This window comes from Acidobacteriaceae bacterium (genome assembly GCA_035944135.1).
Classification (GTDB): domain Bacteria; phylum Acidobacteriota; class Terriglobia; order Terriglobales; family Acidobacteriaceae; genus Granulicella.
Genome location: DASZBM010000010.1, coordinates 23,858 through 39,089, shown reverse-complemented (window position 1 = coordinate 39,089; position 15,232 = coordinate 23,858). Strand labels below are relative to the sequence as shown.

At 61.2% G+C, this 15,232-nt stretch carries 15 protein-coding genes; 9 read left to right on the top strand and 6 right to left on the bottom strand.

Annotated elements, in window-relative coordinates:
- Positions 1-57: 57 nt before the first annotated feature.
- A complete protein-coding gene (locus VGU25_14575) occupies positions 58-402 on the top strand; it encodes a hypothetical protein (GenBank protein ID HEV2578426.1) in 345 nt (114 codons plus the stop codon).
- Positions 403-466: 64 nt separating this feature from the next.
- Here VGU25_14575 and VGU25_14570 read toward each other — a convergent pair whose 3' ends face one another.
- On the bottom strand, positions 467-1,093 hold the full coding sequence (locus VGU25_14570; GenBank protein HEV2578425.1) for a ribonuclease T: 627 nt from the start codon (positions 1,091-1,093) through the stop codon (positions 467-469).
- Positions 1,094-1,135: 42 nt separating this feature from the next.
- Between VGU25_14570 and VGU25_14565 the strand changes: the two genes are divergently transcribed.
- Together VGU25_14565 and VGU25_14560 are read left to right on the top strand one after the other, a co-directional pair.
- On the top strand, positions 1,136-1,687 hold the full coding sequence (locus tag VGU25_14565; GenBank protein ID HEV2578424.1) for a TIGR00730 family Rossman fold protein: 552 nt from the start codon (positions 1,136-1,138) through the stop codon (positions 1,685-1,687).
- A gap of 20 nt (positions 1,688-1,707) precedes the next feature.
- Positions 1,708-2,139, top strand: a complete 432-nt coding sequence (locus VGU25_14560; protein ID HEV2578423.1) for a DUF971 domain-containing protein — start codon at positions 1,708-1,710, stop codon at positions 2,137-2,139.
- On the opposite strand, the gene VGU25_14555 is transcribed toward VGU25_14560, so the two are convergent.
- From VGU25_14555 to VGU25_14545, 3 genes are read right to left on the bottom strand one after another with little or no spacing between them, the layout of a single operon-like run.
- Positions 2,136-2,948, bottom strand: coding sequence for an ATP-binding cassette domain-containing protein (locus tag VGU25_14555; protein ID HEV2578422.1), 813 nt, complete (start codon positions 2,946-2,948; stop codon positions 2,136-2,138). The two genes, VGU25_14560 and VGU25_14555, sit on opposite strands and share 4 nt — an antisense overlap.
- Positions 2,948-3,427 (bottom strand): DUF4440 domain-containing protein, encoded by a 480-nt coding sequence (locus tag VGU25_14550; GenBank protein HEV2578421.1) that lies wholly within the window; start codon positions 3,425-3,427, stop codon positions 2,948-2,950. Before VGU25_14550 ends, VGU25_14555 begins: the two co-directional genes overlap by 1 nt.
- A 55-nt stretch (positions 3,428-3,482) precedes the next feature.
- Positions 3,483-3,971, bottom strand: coding sequence for a nuclear transport factor 2 family protein (locus tag VGU25_14545; protein ID HEV2578420.1), 489 nt, complete (start codon positions 3,969-3,971; stop codon positions 3,483-3,485).
- A gap of 54 nt (positions 3,972-4,025) precedes the next feature.
- Between VGU25_14545 and VGU25_14540 the strand changes: the two genes are divergently transcribed.
- The 5 genes from VGU25_14540 to lepA all read left to right on the top strand — a co-directional run bounded on the left by VGU25_14540 (position 4,026) and on the right by lepA (position 11,477).
- The gene (locus VGU25_14540; protein ID HEV2578419.1) at positions 4,026-6,182 is read left to right on the top strand and encodes a molybdopterin-dependent oxidoreductase; all 2,157 of its coding nucleotides are present in this window, start codon (positions 4,026-4,028) and stop codon (positions 6,180-6,182) included.
- Positions 6,183-6,249: 67 nt separating this feature from the next.
- Positions 6,250-7,899, top strand: coding sequence for a peptidase S10 (locus VGU25_14535; protein HEV2578418.1), 1,650 nt, complete (start codon positions 6,250-6,252; stop codon positions 7,897-7,899).
- Positions 7,900-8,024: 125 nt separating this feature from the next.
- On the top strand, positions 8,025-8,570 hold the full coding sequence (locus VGU25_14530) for a sigma-70 family RNA polymerase sigma factor (protein HEV2578417.1): 546 nt from the start codon (positions 8,025-8,027) through the stop codon (positions 8,568-8,570).
- A 24-nt stretch (positions 8,571-8,594) separates the two neighbouring features.
- The gene (locus tag VGU25_14525; protein ID HEV2578416.1) at positions 8,595-9,539 is read left to right on the top strand and encodes an energy transducer TonB; all 945 of its coding nucleotides are present in this window, start codon (positions 8,595-8,597) and stop codon (positions 9,537-9,539) included.
- Positions 9,540-9,674: 135 nt separating this feature from the next.
- Positions 9,675-11,477: a translation elongation factor 4 gene (gene lepA, locus VGU25_14520; protein HEV2578415.1), complete on the top strand. Its 1,803-nt coding sequence runs from the start codon at positions 9,675-9,677 to the stop codon at positions 11,475-11,477.
- 25 nt (positions 11,478-11,502) lie between these two features.
- On the opposite strand, the gene VGU25_14515 is transcribed toward lepA, so the two are convergent.
- Positions 11,503-12,429, bottom strand: a complete 927-nt coding sequence (locus tag VGU25_14515) for an alpha/beta hydrolase-fold protein (GenBank protein HEV2578414.1) — start codon at positions 12,427-12,429, stop codon at positions 11,503-11,505.
- Positions 12,430-12,522: 93 nt separating this feature from the next.
- Here VGU25_14515 and VGU25_14510 point away from each other — a divergent pair, with 93 nt between their 5' ends.
- Positions 12,523-13,956, top strand: a complete 1,434-nt coding sequence (locus VGU25_14510) for an aminotransferase class V-fold PLP-dependent enzyme (protein HEV2578413.1) — start codon at positions 12,523-12,525, stop codon at positions 13,954-13,956.
- On the opposite strand, the gene VGU25_14505 is transcribed toward VGU25_14510, so the two are convergent.
- A complete protein-coding gene (locus VGU25_14505) occupies positions 13,953-15,143 on the bottom strand; it encodes an acyltransferase (GenBank protein HEV2578412.1) in 1,191 nt (396 codons plus the stop codon). The genes VGU25_14510 and VGU25_14505 overlap by 4 nt on opposite strands.
- Between the last annotated feature and the right edge of the window lie 89 nt (positions 15,144-15,232).

Genomic DNA, 15,232 nt, shown 5'->3' with positions numbered 1-15,232 from the left:
TCCATGGCGGAGTGCCGCGGCCGCGAAAAATTTGCACGCTCAGGAAGAGGTAGAGAGATGATTCGTCGTGTAATTGGAAGCACCATGGTGCTGGCTACTGTACTGATGGCTGGCGAGAGCATGTTCGCGGCACCCTTGACTGCAGTGCGTGTCCCCGTGCACGCGAAGATGGGAAAGACAAAGGATATGGTGAGTTTCCATCTGCGCAACGACTCCAAGGAACCGCTGACGATCAAAGCGGGCAGCCAGGAGATGACACTGGAGCCCGGCAAGCCGGTCGACGTGACGCTGAAGATTGGCGACACGGTGAGCGTCGCCAAATCGACGGCAAAGTTCCCGGAGGGCACTGTTCTCGCTACCGTGAACCAGGACCTGAAGGACACCACAATCGCACTGCGTTAGACGAACAGAGATTTCGAGGTTCGTGCCCGATTCAGAGCAGGCACGAACCTCTGTTTGTCTTTGGTCAGCGAATGGGTTCGATTTTCAGCGATGGCTTTTCGCAGGAATGCAGACCGAGACATGACATCGGTTTCAGGCTCGTTGTAAAGCAGGCCTCAATGGCAGTGAAGCGCTCCTCACGACAGCTCACAACGAGGCTGCCCTCGGGAAGCTGCGGATTCGCTTTGTAAAACAGATCAAGGATCTGCGCGGGACTCATCGTGGTTTCGTGATCGATGTTATCGAACGCCAGCGGCACATCGATCGATGTGAACGCCTCGCGCTCCATCTGGAAGAAGCGCCGTGGCCCCTGCGCCGAGCATGTTCCGTGCTTGTCCCATTCGTGCGCGAGGAGTTGCAGGTCGGGCGTGATGTCGAGATTTTCCCGCGGGTTCAGCGGACCTGCTTCGTGCGAACAAAATACGGGATAGCTCCCGTCGTTGTTCTGCGGCCAAAGCCCGTGCACGACGAAGGTTCGCTGCGGCTTGCACTGCGGCGACACGTCCGCGATGGAACAGAACTCCGGTCCCCACGGCATATCGAGTAGGTAGAAATCAAATTTGCCCGGCTCGCCTTTGTTCTGCGCAGAGATCGGCGTCAACGCCAGGAACAAAACAGAAAGAGCTGTAAAGAGAGCACGCGGTCGCTGCACGTACCACAGGATACTGCCCGCTTCGGTTGATATGCTGAGGCAATGGCGAAGACAAACGCGAAGAACCTCGCGGTGTTTTGCGCGGCCGCAGAAGGCGCGCGCCCGATCTACCGCGAAACTGCCGAGGAGCTGGGCCGGACACTCGCGCAGCGCGGCATCGGGTTGATCTATGGCGGAGCGAAGATTGGCCTGATGGGCGCCGTGGCCGACGCCACACTCGCGGCGGGTGGTCGCGTTGTCGGTGTTATTCCGCACGTGCTGGTCGATAAGGAAATCGCACACGACGGCCTGAGCGAACTGCACGTTGTCGATACCATGCACACGCGCAAGCGGCTTATAGGCGAAAAGGCCGACGCATTTCTGACGTTGCCCGGCGGGTTCGGCACGTTCGAAGAGCTGTTCGAAGTGCTGGCGTGGCAGACGTTAAAGCTCCACGAGAAGCCTGTGGTCCTGTTAAATGTCGGCGGCTTCTATGACGGCATGCTTTCGTTCCTCGACGTATGCGAGCGGGAAGGAATGCTGCGGGGGAACCGCCATCATCTGCTCGTAGCGACTACGGTCGACGAAGCGATGCGTCTGGCCGGTCTGGTGTGAGGCGCGACTAGAATTGAGTTATGTCGCACGAGGGATTCAAAATTGTCGGCGCTGACGAAGCCGCGCGCGCCGAACAGTCAAAACTAGCTGGCGACGCCATCCGTCCGGCGAAGGTTCGGATCGACAAGACGGGTGGCAGCGGCATGACCATCGAATGGCGTGATGGCCACACGAGCCACTGGAATTTCGCATGGCTGCGTGCAGCCTGCCCCTGCGCGACCTGCCACGAGGCTCGCGAAGCAGAAGGCCGCGCGCCCGGCGTAGCCAAGCCAAAGCCAGCATCACTGCTGCCGATGTATGAGGCTCCTGCTCGACCAGCGGATGTGGAGCCCGTCGGAAACTATGCGCTGCGCTTCAAATGGAACGACGGCCACGAAGCGGGCCTCTACTCCTGGGACTACCTGCGCAACGTGTGCGATATCGAAGCGCAGCGGCAGCAACAACAGGGTTAGCGGGCGACTGGCAGCTCAGGCGTGGCGGCGAGAAGTTGCTGCGTGTATGCCTCGCTCGGAGACTCGCAGATGTGCTGCCACGAGCCCTCCTCGACCAGCTTGCCGCGCTGAAGAACCATGACCCGGTGACAGAGATACCGTACGAGCGGCATGGAGTGCGAGATGAACAGGCAGGTCAACCCATGCCGCTGCTGCAGCTCGCGCAGCAGGTTGATGATCTGCGCGCCGACGGAAACATCCAGCGCACTTACCGGCTCATCCAGCACAAGCAGCTCCGGACGCAGCGCCAGCGCTCGTGCAATGTTGATCCGCTGCCGCTGTCCGCCCGAGAACTCGTGCGGATAGCGTCGCAGCGCTGACGCGTCCAGTCCGACTTCGGCGAGCATTGCCGCAAGCCTGGCTTCAATTCCCTCTTTGGGCCGCTCACGATGTATCGCAAACGGCTCGCAAAGAGTCTGCCGAACGGTCATGCGAGGGTCCAGCGCCGCGTAGGGGTCCTGAAATACGATCCCAAGCTTTCGGCGCAGCTTTCGCATCGCGTTCGGTGACAGGGCGAGCAGATCGAGCTTACGCGGCGAGCCGTCCGCGTGTCTGTCGTGAAGCAGCACCTGTCCTTCCGTCGGCTCCAGCAGGCGCAGAACCATCCGCGCGACCGTGCTTTTGCCGGATCCCGACTCGCCCACCAGGCCCAGCGTCTCGCCACGGTAGAGGTCAAACGACACGTCGTCGACGACCCGGACGGGACCGAAATCCTTGGACAGATTCTTTGCTTCTAAGAGCAGCTCAGAGCTGCGGACCGGAGCGTGCATTATGTGCTTTGACTGAAGATAATCTGCCATCCGTTCGGCGTCTTTTCAAACAGCTCCATAAATGTGCCATCGATTGAACCGCCTGACTTTTTCGAGCGGTTGAGGTGATACTTCCCGGTGGCGAGTGCATAGTTGTCGCCCATTGTGCGCACGTCGATGTCGGTGTCTTCAATCTCACCCATGGCGTCCTTGTTGGGAAAGTTCTGCCGATAAGCCGCGCGAATGTTGTCGACGCCGCGCACGAGGTTTGCCAGGACAGCCTGGGTGTCGGGCGCATCTTTATAGTGCGAGAGATAGCCGTCCAGATCGCCTTTGTTCCAGGCGTTCTGCTGCGCGAGGATGATTTTGACCACATCCAACTGCTGCCGGCTGGCCGTAAACAGCGGATCAGAATTCTGCGAAACGGCAGGCGTTGGCAGCAGCAGAGCGGCGCAGCAGACGCCGGCGAGTGCGATCGGAACGAGACGGCGGAATCGCATTAGGCCCTCCCTCGGGACAACATCATCATACGAGCCGTGACGTTTGACCGCGGCTTTAGTGAGCCGGTCTTGGATTATCCGTCGTGGCGTCGCGGATGATCTTCCAACCCGACGGTGTCTTCTCCACAACCAGCAGGTAATATCCGCTCGCGTCTCCGCCACCTGCCGATGTGCGCTCCAGATGGAAGCGGCCTGTCACCGTGGCAAAGCGTTGATCGAGCGGCTGAACCTCGAGATTCGAGAAGGTCAGCTTCCCCATTGCCTCGGGATTGGGGAACGACTTCCGATATCCCTCCAGCATCTGCTGATATCCGCGCCGGATCGTCGGGCCCATGAACAGGATGTCCGAAGAATTCTTGTAGCCCGTAGCGAACGCGTCGAGGTCGCCACGATTCCAGTCGTCTGCCTGCCGGTTCAGCATCGAGAGGATCGCCTGGGAGTCGTTGGAAGGCTTTCCGGCCTGCGCGGTCGCAGCGGATAGGTTCGGGCCGGAAAGCAAGATTGCAGCAGTTAGAACGAGCAAGATCCGAACGGACAAACGCATGGCATGGCTCCAAATAGTGTCGGGTTCAGTGAGTGACGAGCCTAAAATATAGCTATGCCCGCGGAATTCGCCAATACCGCAGTCCAGACGCGCACGGTGCACGCCGTTTGCACGCACGATTGTCCGGACTCCTGCGGCGTGCTTGTCACGGTCGATGAGCTCACTGGCCGGGCTGTGAAGATGGCCGGCGACCCCGCGCATCCCGTGACACGCGGATTTCTGTGTGGCAAGGTCGCGCGGTACCTCGAGCGGGTGTATTCACCGGAGCGCCTTCTTTACCCGATGCGCCGCCGCGCGGGCGTACCAAAGGGCCCACTCCCCAAAGGTCGCGAGCCCGAGTTTTTCGAGCGCATCTCCTGGGACGAAGCTCTCGACGAGATCGCGGATCGGCTGAAGAAGATAGCGGACGAGTTCGGTCCAGAGAGCATTCTTCCTTACAGCTACGCGGGGACGATTGGTCAATTGGGCTATGGCTCCATGGATCGCCGGTTCTTCTACCGGATCGGCGCCTCGCAGCTCGACCGCACCATCTGCTCCGCCGCTGGGACCGCCGCGCTCAAGAGCATCTACGGCACGCGGCTTGGAACGGCCCCGCAGGATTTCGCGCGCGCCGGTCTCATCATCGTCTGGGCCGGCAACGTCCACGGCAATAACATCCATCTCTGGCCATTCATCGAGGAGGCGCGGCGCAGCGGTGGCGAGCTCATCGTCATCGACCCCTACCGCACGCGGACTGCGGCACTTGCCGACGAACACCTGCAAATCCGCCCTGGCACGGATGGACTGCTCGCGCTCGCGATGATGCACATCCTGTTCCGCGAAGGCCTGGAAGATCGCGACTACCTCAACGAGTTCACCAATGACTGGCAGCAGCTACGTGAGTTTGCCCTACGTCCGGAGCACTCGCCTGAGCGCGCCGCTGCCATCACGGGCCTCAGCGTCGACGCGATCGAAGCTCTCGCGCTCGCGTACGGCCGCGCGGGCCGCGACGGGCGCGCTCCCGCAGCGATACGGCTCAACTACGGCATTCAGCGCGGCGAAAATGGCGGCACAGCAGCACGCGCGGTCGCGATGCTGCCGCTGATCACGGGAAGCTGGAAGCAGTACGGTGGCGGGCTGCTGCTCTCCACCAGCGCTGCGTTTCCGTTCCAGCAAGAGAAGCTGCACATGCCGGAGCTGATGAAGGCCAGCCCGCTTGGCCGCGCTGCCCGCACCGTCAATATGAACCAGCTCGGCGACGCGCTGACGCAACTGAATGATCCTCCGGTGAAAGCGCTGTTCGTCTATAACTGCAATGCTGCTGCTGTGGCGCCGGACTCGGAGCGGGTGCACGAAGGACTCCGCCGCGACGATCTCTTCGTCGTCGTACACGAGCAGTTCTTCACCGACACGACGGACTACGCCGACATCGTGCTTCCCGCGACCACGTTCCTCGAACACAAGGAACTGATGGGCGCGTACGGACACTACTTCGCGCAGATCTCGCAGCCGGCGATTGCGCCGCTCGGTGAGGCGCGCACGAACGTGCAGATCTTTGCCGAACTCGGCCGCCGCATGGGGTTCGAAGAGCAGGCGTTTCGAGAAGGCGAAGATGATTTGATCGCGCAGGCTCTCGACAGCACGCATCCCTGGTTCAAAGGCATCACAAAGGATCGGCTAGAGCGCGAAGGGATGGCTCCGCTCGCTCTGCCAAAGAACGAACGCGGTGAGGTGCTTCCCTTCAGCACGCACGAGTGGTTCCAGACACCCGACCGGCGCGCGAACCTCCTGCCGCTGCCAGAGTGGCACGCCGCCACAGAGTCGCGCGCGAACACCGAAGCGGCGGCAAGGTTCCCGCTCGAGATGCTGGCGCGCAAGGGCGACAACTATATGAACACCACCTTCGCCAACCTGCCGAATCATCGCAAGATGGAGAGCCGCGCTGCAGGCATGATTGAGATGCGCGCCGAGGATGCTGCAGTGCGCGGGATCTCCGGAGGGGACACGGTCCGCGTCTGGAACGATCGCGGCCAGATTCAGCTCACCGCGCGAATCAGCGAGTCCATTCCGCTGGGCACCGTCGCCTCGCGGCTGGACTGGCAGAAGCTCTCACATAATGGCGTCAATGTGAACGAGCTCACCAGCCAACGGCTTACCGACATCGGCGGCGGCGCGACCTTCTACTCGACGCTCGTCGAAGTTAGTAAGCTGGAATCTCTTCCGCTCGCATAAAATCAAACTTCCACAAAGTTGGGCAATTTACAAGCTCTCTGGAGGACCTGCGCGCGTGAAGCATTGTGTGAAATTGAGTCTGGCTGTATCCGCTCTCATGATTGCCGTCTGCCCTGCATTTGCGCAGCAGACGCCCCAGAAGTCGACCACCACGACAACCTCGACGGTGACCAGCGAAGCTGATAAGCACAGCATGGCCCTTCCGGCGGACTCCGTCACCGAAGGCAGCGTCGCAGTCGAAGGCGGAAAGGCGATCGCCTTCCGCGCCGTCGCCGGAATGCTGACAGTAGGCGCGACCGACAGCCAGGACGCGATAATCGCGCTCGACGGTACGATCCTGCCCAACTCGGGCGTGGAGTTGCCCGCAAAACCGGAAGACAGGCCGGCAACTGCGCGTATCTTCTACACCGCTTACTTCGCCAAAGACGCCGACGCGCGCACCCGCCCGATCGTCTTCCTCTACAACGGCGGCCCGGGCTCGGCGACGATGTACCTGCGCATGACCAGCATGGGGCCAGTGCGCGTGCAGATTCCTGATCTGCAGCATCCAGTCGGCGGACCGTATCAGATCGCACCCAACCCGTATTGTCTGCTCGACGCTGCCGACCTCGTCTTTATTGACGCGCCCGGCACAGGTTACAGCCGCGTAGAAGGCAAGGACGCTTTCAAGGCCTTCTACGGCATTGACGGCGATGCAGCCGCGTTCGACCGCTTTATCCGCCGCTTTCTAACGAAATACAATCGTTGGGATTCAGCCAAGTTCCTGTTTGGCGAGAGCTACGGCACTACGCGCGATGCGGTGCTCGCCAGAGCGCTCCAGCGTCATGGCGTCGATCTCAACGGTGTTGTCTTCCTCAGCCAGATTCTCAGCTTCGACAACTCGGCCGATGGGCCGGACTCGAATCCCGGCACGGAGAACGGCTTCTTCCTTGCGCTGCCAAGCTTCGCCGCGACGGCGTGGTACCACCACAAGGTTCCGAATCAACCCGCCACACTCGAGCCGTGGATTCACGAGGTCGAGCAGTATGCGCTGACCGACTACGCGGCGGCTCTATTGCAAGGCGCCGACCTGAGCGCGGATAAGAAATCAGCGGTCGCCGCCAAGCTCGAAAGCTACACCGGCGTTCCCGCTGCGCTCTGGCTCAAAGCGAACCTGCGCCTCACCGGAGCCGAGTTCTCCAAGTACCTGCAGGACCCCTCGGACATCACGACCGGCCGACTGGACTCGCGCTTCGAAGGGCCCGCGATGGACCCTTTGTCGCGCGATGCCGACTACGATCCGTTCTCGGACTCGATTGAGTCTGCCATCCTCGCTGCGATGAACACCTATGCGCATGAAACGTTGAAGTTCGGCGAGAACATGACCTACAAGCCGAGTGCGCGCGAGCCCGGCTTCAATTGGGAGATGAAGCACCACGCCTACGGCCCGCAAGGCTGGGACGGAACCAGCACCAATGTGATGGGAGACATCGCCTACACGATGAAAGTAAATCCGCACATGCACGTGCTGTTGATGGGCGGGTACTTCGACTTCGGCACCCTCTACTTCGGCGCAACCTACGAGATGAAGCATTTGCCCATCCCGCAGGAACTCCAGAAGAACATCGAGTACAAGTTTTTCCCCACCGGCCACATGGTCTACGTGAACGAGGATGCGCTTCACGCCCTGCACGACCGCACGGCGCAGTTCATCCGGGAGAACGCCGGCGGACGCTGAGCGAGCCTCCAGCGAAAGCGCAGCGGCCAGGCAAATGCCTGGCCGCTGTCACTTTCTCGTCAAAAACTTCACTGAACCGCGAACACTTTTCCCGCCTGAGCGGTCTACATCAGTGAAGGCTTACGATGCAGCGGCAACCACCGCGAATTGAACACGAAGACCGGCAGGCCACGTTCACGCGGCTTGCCAGCGAGCACGGGCGATTCCTCTATCGCATCGCGTGGAGCGTTCTGCGCCACGCCGAGGATGCCGAAGACTGCGTGCAGGAGGCGCTGCTCAAGCTGTATCGCGGCGAGGGCTGGCGCCAGATGACAAACGAACGGGCCTTCGTCGGAAGCGTCGTTTGGCGGCTGGCGATCGATCGCCGCAGTGCCCGGCGATCCGGCACAGAGGATTCGGCAGAGTTGCAGCTCGCCGACTGGCGGCCGACACCGGAGACCGCTGCGGCAGAGCACGACGAACGGCAGCTTCTGCGTGAGCTCATCGCCGGGCTTCCGGACGAGCTGCGCGACACGCTTCGCCTCTCCGCGTTGGAGGAGCTCAACTCGCGCGAGATCGGCGAGCTGATGGCTGTACCTGAAGGGACCGTGCGCACGCGGCTGATGCGGGCCCGCGCCGAGTTGCAGAAAAGATGGGCGGCGCATCGAGGTGAACCAATCTCCTCGCGCTGAGGACGATTGCAAAGGAGATAGGCGATGCGTAACAACGAAACCGAGACGCTCGAATTCGACAAGCTGCTGAGCGATGTACTGCACGAAGAGAGCGCATCAGCCGAAGGACCCGCAGGTCTCGAGCAACGGCTCGCGGCACGTTTCGCGCAGGAACATGAGCAACCAATCTGGAGCGCACGCCCCTTCGCCTTTGCGGAAAGCATTGCTACCAAGCGCAGCACCGCATCGCTTTGGACCGCGGTTGGTTTACACGCCGCCGTGATCGGTGTCATTGCGATACTGATAGCCGCGAAGGTGCCGATAGCGGCACCGGTGAAGAACGCGGTGACGGCGCTGCTGGAGCCTCCGCCGACACCGCCGGTGGCGCCCCAGGCGAAGAAGATTGGCGGCGGTGGTGGTCAGCACGACCTCGGCCCCGTGACCCAAGGCCATCTGCCCAAGCTGGCGCAGACGCAGATTGTTCCGCCCAAGGCGCCGCCGACCATTCCGCCCAAGCTGGCGGTTGAGCCGAGCGTGATTGTGCAGCCGAATTTGAAGCTCGCCGACAACACGATGCCCAACCTGGGCGTGCCCAACTCGAACCTGAAGGGGTTCTCGATGGGCAACGGCAACGGCACGGGGATTGGCTCGGGTGACGGCGCCGGAATCGGGCCTGGATCGGGCGGCAATATCGGCGGCGGCGTGTATCAGGTGGGTGGCTCGGTGCGGCCGCCGATTGCGATCTACACGCCGGATCCGGAGTTCTCGGAGGAAGCCCGCAAGGCCAAGTTTTCGGGCAACGTCGTCGTCTCGCTGATCGTGGGAGCGGACGGCAAGCCGAGGAACGTGCACGTGCTGCGCGGTGTGGGCATGGGACTGGACGAGAAGGCTGTCGAGGCCGTGCAGCAGTACAAGTTCAAGCCCGCGATGCAGAACGGCAAGCCCGTCGCGGTGTACCTGAATGTTGAGGTCAACTTCCAGATCTTCTAGGGAAGTGAGTAGTGAAGAGTGAATAGTGAATAAACCAAAAGCTTTGTAGGGCAGCGGTCTTATTCACTACTCACTCTTCACTATTCACTCCTCTGCTACCCTAGAGGTTCGGGGCTTTTGCCTCGGCCCCAAAGCATGGACCCCAAGTACATCCGCAATTTCGCGATCATCGCGCACATCGACCACGGCAAATCCACGCTCTCCGACCGGCTGCTCGAGCTGACCGGGTCGCTGACGGCGCGCGAGATGCAGGCGCAGGTTCTGGACGCGATGGACCTCGAGCGCGAGCGCGGCATCACCATCAAAGCCCACACCGTGCGCATGATGTACACGGCATCTGACGGCAACACCTATCAGCTCAACCTGATCGACACGCCCGGCCACGTCGACTTCTCCTACGAGGTCTCGCGCTCGCTGGCCTCCTGCGAGGGCGCCCTGCTCGTCGTCGATGCGTCGCAGGGCGTCGAGGCCCAGACGCTCGCGAATGCGTACCTCGCAATCTCTCACGGTCTCGAGATCATCCCGGTCATCAACAAGATCGACCTTCCCAGCGCCGACATCGAGCGCACCAAGGAGATGATCGAGAAATCCGTCGGGCTGCCGGCTGATGACGCGGTTCCCGTCTCGGCCAAGACCGGACAGAACGTTGCTGACATTCTCGAAGCCGTCGTGCACCTCCTGCCTCCGCCGAAAGGCGACGCCGACGCTCCGCTGCAGGCGCTCATCTTTGACTCGTGGTTCGATGCGTACCGCGGAGTCATCGTGCTCGCGCGCATCATCAACGGACGGCTGCGCAAGGGCGACAAGATCAAGATCATGTCGAACGGGAAGACGTTCGACGTGGAGTCGATGGGCGTGATGACGCCGAAGCCCGTCGAGCTTGAAGAGCTCAGCGCAGGCGAGGTCGGCTTCTTCGTTGCGACGATCAAGAACGTCGCGGACACGAAGGTCGGCGACACGATTACCTCGGTCGATAATCCCGCTGCGGAAGCGCTGCCCGGCTTCGAAGACATCAAGAGCATGGTCTTCGCCGGCCTCTACACCGTCGACTCCCACGAGCACGCGCTGCTTCGCGACGCGCTCGAGAAGCTGCGCCTCAACGACTCCAGCTTCAACTTCGAGCCTGAGTCCTCCGTTGCGCTCGGCTTCGGCTTCCGCTGCGGATTTCTCGGGTTGCTGCATCTCGAGATCATCCAGGAGCGCCTGGAGCGCGAGTACAACCTCGACCTCATCATTACCGCGCCCGGCGTGCAATACAAGGTCACCATGACCGACGGCAAAGTTCTCACTGTCGACAATCCCTCGCGCTGGCCCGACCCGAGTGAGATCGAGCAGGTCGAAGAGCCCGTGATCGAGGCGAAGATCCTCACCAACGAGGAGTATCTCGGCGGCATCCTCAAGCTCGTAGAAGAGAAGCGCGGCCGCCAGAAGAACATCGAGTACGTCAGCCAGACGCGCGTGATGATCACCTACGAGCTCCCGCTGAACGAAATAGTTTTGGATTTCTACGACCGCCTCAAGTCCGTCTCGCGAGGCTACGCTTCGCTTGACTATCACCTAACTGGGATGTGGGTCTCGCCGATGGTGAAGATGGACATCCTCGTCTCGGGCGAGCCCGTCGATGCGCTCTCCATCATCGTGCACCGCGACTTTGCCTACGACCGCGGCAAGGCGCTTGTCGAAAAGATGCGCGAGCTTATCCCGCGCCAGATGTTCGAGGTGGCGATTCAGGCCGCGATCGGCTCGAAGGTTATCGCGCGGTCGACCGTTACGGCCATTCGCAAGAACGTCATTGCCAAGTGCTACGGCGGCGACATCAGCCGCAAGCGCAAGCTGCTCGAAAAGCAGAAGGAAGGCAAGAAGCGGATGAAGCGCATCGGCAAGGTCGATATTCCGCAAGAGGCTTTCCTCGCGGTGTTGAAGGTCGGCGAAGAGTAGGCGGATATTTTCGGCAGGTGGGTCGTTATCGCCCCGACTCTTCCGGAAAGAGAAACTGAGCAGCGGCACTGAAGCGCTCCGCCCATGCGGTCTCATTGTGGTGTGCGCCCGGCGTGATCACCAGCTTCATCTCTGTTCCATCCAGATTGCGGAAGTTGTCGGCAAGCATGTTGGTCGCGTGCACAAAGTCGCTGTTGATCACGTCAGCGCTCACCCCACGTTTGCGATCATCGTCTGCATTCGAAACAAGCTCGTCCGTGCCGGCTCCGATGAAGATGCGCGCAGGCGGCAGCAGCAAACCGCGCGTGGCTCGAATGAGTTCGCCATTGCCGGTCTGCAGCGATGGGCTCTCAATCAATCCAAGTCCGAAGACCATTGGTCTTGCAATCAACACATCCAAGGCAGCAATGCCGCCATACGACGATCCACCGATCGCCGTGTTGGAGCGGCCGGTACGTACGCGATACTCCTTTGCGATGTGCGGCACAATCTCATCCGCCAGGAACGAAGGGTAGTCTACTCCGTGCGGCTTAAGATCGGGGTCGTATAGCGAATCGGGAGCGGGCAGAAACTCGTCGGCGCGTTCTTTGCCTGCATTGTCAACGCCGACGACGATCAGCGGCTCTACGCTGCCGGCCTGAATCAACCGCGTGAGCGTCTCATCAATCTGCCACTCGTGGCCGAACGCACTCGTGCAGACATCGAAGAGGTTCTGCCCGTCGAGCATATAGAGAACGGGATAGGTGCGACTTGCGTTCGCAGGGTCAGAGTAACCCGGAGGCAACCACACGCGCAGCGTGTGCGAGCCTGAGAAAACTTTGCTGTCAATGTGCTCGGCGCGCAGATCCCCGACGACCGTGGAGTGACAGGACGGCTTCACCTGAGGGTTGACGGCGAGGGGAAACAAGAGACTTAGGAGAGCAATGCATCGCCGGAGACATACGAAAGGCATGCGTCATTATCCCCCGGGCGCGTGAGGGACGAGGGCGTTCTTCCGCACATCGCGGAGTGAGGATTTGATTCCGGCAGTGGTAGCATCGCCTCGATGAGCAACGACTCCACCTTCGCAGGTCCTTTGAACTCAGCGATGCGCCATGCCCTCGCGCATCTCGACGACATTCGCGAGCGCCCGGTCGATGCGACCGCTTCACTCGAAGATCTGCGTCGTCGCATCGACATCCCACTCACCGGCACCGGCCTCCCATCCGAGCAGGTCATCGACGAACTCGCTGTCGCGTGCGAAGGCGGAATCGTCGGCAGCGCCGGGCCGCGCTTCTTCGGCTTCGTCATCGGCGGCTCGTTGCCGGCTGCACTCGCTGCCGATTGGCTCACTTCGGCTTGGGACCAGAATGCGGGGCTGTACGTGATCGGGCCCGCGGCTTCGCTGGTCGAAGAGGTTGCGGCTGGATGGTTGAAGTCGCTGTTTGGATTGCCTTCAGAAGCAAGCTTTGCCTTCGTGACCGGATGCCAGATGGCGCATGTGACCGCTCTCGCCGCAGCAAGACATCAGGTGCTGGAGCGGGCAGGATGGAATGTGGAACGCGATGGGCTGGGCAGCGCTCCTGCGATTCGCATTCTGACAAGCACGGAGCAGCATGCGACGGTGCCGAGGGCGACGCGGCTGCTCGGGCTTGGGACCGCGTGCATCGATACCCTTCCCTGCGATGAAGAAGGCCGGCTGCGCGCAGATGCGTTGGAGAATGCTCTGATGGAGCGGGCAGGCAAGCCGACGATTGTCGTGCTGCAGGCCGGCGACCTCAATCGCGGAGCGTTTGATGACTTTCGCAGGTTGATTCCACTCGCGCACGAGCATGCGGCGTGGGTGCATGTAGATGGTGCGATGGGATTGTGGTGCGCCGCATCGCGGAAGCATCAATATTTGCTCGACGGCGTGGCTGCTGCCGACTCCTGGAGTACAGACGGCCATAAGTGGCTGAATGTTCCGTACGACTGCGGCTACGCCTTTATTCGTGACGCGGCGGCGCACTATGCGTCACAGAGCGTGCATTCGTCGTACCTGGTGCAAGGTGCGGGAGCGCGCGACCAAGTCGACTGGACACCGGAGTTCTCGCGCCGCGCGCGCGGCTTTGCAACGTATGCGGCTCTGCGACAGCTTGGACGCGATGGCGTGGCGGAGTTAGTGGATCGTTGTTGCGCGATTGCGCGCGAGCTTATCGAACGCGTCGGTGCGCTACCCGGAGCAAGCGCACTTTGCGAGCCGCTGATCAATCAAGGGATGGTGCGCTTCTTCGATCCGCGGCCGGATGCAACTGAGTCCGATCATGATCGCGTCACAGATGCCGTAGTAGTCGGCATCCGCGCATCCGGCGAGGCCTTCTTCACACCCACAACATGGCATGGAATGCGCGCGATGCGGATCAGTGTCTCGAACTGGCAGACAACGATGGAAGACGTTGCGCCAGTAGTGGCGTGCGTCGCGCGTGTTCTCGCGGCAGAGCGGACGAGAGTCAGCTCCTAACTGCTGACTAAAGCTCCCTTATCAACCGAAGGTGCAGGAGCGCCGCTCGTCTTTGCCATCTCCGCGCCGCGCAGCCAGCGGTTCGCCGGCTCGGTGAACGAGCGCGCCAGCGCCCACGCAAGAGGAGCTGTCGCAAGCAGCATGCCAATTACAAACGCTGCCACGACACCACGCCGCACATGGTTCGGAAAGTGCTGAGCGAACAACGCAACGCCAAAGATCACGATGAACTCGTGCGAGAGGTAGAGCTCATAGCTGTGCCGCCCGAACCACCGCAGCGGCGCGCTCCATCGTGAGCCGCGCTTACGGCGAAGCGTCACTGCGGCCATCACCAGGCAGACAGACAACGCGAGCAGAGCATCATCGGTACCGCTCTTCCCGAGCGTGCGCATAATTGTCCCGCGCGGTGATACCGCAATCAGCAGAATTCCAGCCCAGCCCGCGATCTCGATCACCCGCAGCCATGCAGATCGAATCTCTCGAGGGGAGAGCCGGTCCACAACATAGGCTGTCAAACATCCGAGCGCGATGCTTGCCATGCCGGCAAGATACGAGTTCTCAGCCTGCAGATCATTCTTCGCCCATACGACTCGCGCGAGCGGTCCGAGAGCAAACAGCGCGACTGCAAGCGCGATCCACATCCAACGACCCACCGAACCGCCGCGGAACAGCACGAGGCTGATCAGCGGGAAGAAGAGATAGAACATCTCCTCAATCGATAGCGACCACAGTACCGTCCAGCAGGCCGGCAGCCATGCGTTGCGCGACGCTTCCAGCCAGTTGAGATGAAACGTAAGCGCTGCAAACAGAGCGCGCGGCAGCGTGAAGAACTTTTCGTTGATCACATAGCCGTCGACGTGCAGCAGATGCAGCGCGGTCAACACACACAGCATGAGCAGCAGCAGCGGCATGATCCTCGCGAACCGGATCCGGTAGAAAACACGCGCTCGAATAGCATCAAGCGAGCCGAATCGGCGCAACGACGTCAGCGTAATCAGAAATCCGGACACAGCGAAGAACGTCGTCACGCCGTTGCCGCCGTTTTGAAAGAGGAAATGCCGCGTGTACACCGGCCAGTCTCGTCCGAGCCGCACATGAGCGCCCGCGAAACGTATCCAGATATGCAGCAGAATCACTGCAAGAATCGAGAGCCCGCGCAAAATGTCGATTCCATCCAGCCGGGACACAGCAGGTTTACGGTCCAATTCGCTGAGCACTGGCCGAATTCTAATCGAGTGTGTGCCGGCAACATCGATCCGACAAAGCAGAGCGGAGG

Excerpts from the sequence above, each read along its gene's own strand:
- VGU25_14540 (HEV2578419.1), top strand. The coding sequence starts at position 4,026 with ATGCCCGCGGAATTCGCCAATACCGCAGTCCAGACGCGCACGGTGCAC.
- VGU25_14530 (HEV2578417.1), top strand. The coding sequence starts at position 8,025 with ATGCAGCGGCAACCACCGCGAATTGAACACGAAGACCGGCAGGCCACG.
- VGU25_14525 (HEV2578416.1), top strand. The coding sequence starts at position 8,595 with ATGCGTAACAACGAAACCGAGACGCTCGAATTCGACAAGCTGCTGAGC.
- VGU25_14555 (HEV2578422.1), bottom strand. The coding sequence starts at position 2,948 with ATGCACGCTCCGGTCCGCAGCTCTGAGCTGCTCTTAGAAGCAAAGAAT.
- VGU25_14515 (HEV2578414.1), bottom strand. The coding sequence starts at position 12,429 with ATGCCTTTCGTATGTCTCCGGCGATGCATTGCTCTCCTAAGTCTCTTG.
- lepA (HEV2578415.1), top strand. The coding sequence starts at position 9,675 with ATGGACCCCAAGTACATCCGCAATTTCGCGATCATCGCGCACATCGAC.
- VGU25_14550 (HEV2578421.1), bottom strand. The coding sequence starts at position 3,427 with ATGCGATTCCGCCGTCTCGTTCCGATCGCACTCGCCGGCGTCTGCTGC.
- VGU25_14565 (HEV2578424.1), top strand. The coding sequence starts at position 1,136 with ATGGCGAAGACAAACGCGAAGAACCTCGCGGTGTTTTGCGCGGCCGCA.
- VGU25_14545 (HEV2578420.1), bottom strand. The coding sequence starts at position 3,971 with ATGCGTTTGTCCGTTCGGATCTTGCTCGTTCTAACTGCTGCAATCTTG.
- VGU25_14575 (HEV2578426.1), top strand. The coding sequence starts at position 58 with ATGATTCGTCGTGTAATTGGAAGCACCATGGTGCTGGCTACTGTACTG.
- VGU25_14510 (HEV2578413.1), top strand. The coding sequence starts at position 12,523 with ATGAGCAACGACTCCACCTTCGCAGGTCCTTTGAACTCAGCGATGCGC.
- VGU25_14560 (HEV2578423.1), top strand. The coding sequence starts at position 1,708 with ATGTCGCACGAGGGATTCAAAATTGTCGGCGCTGACGAAGCCGCGCGC.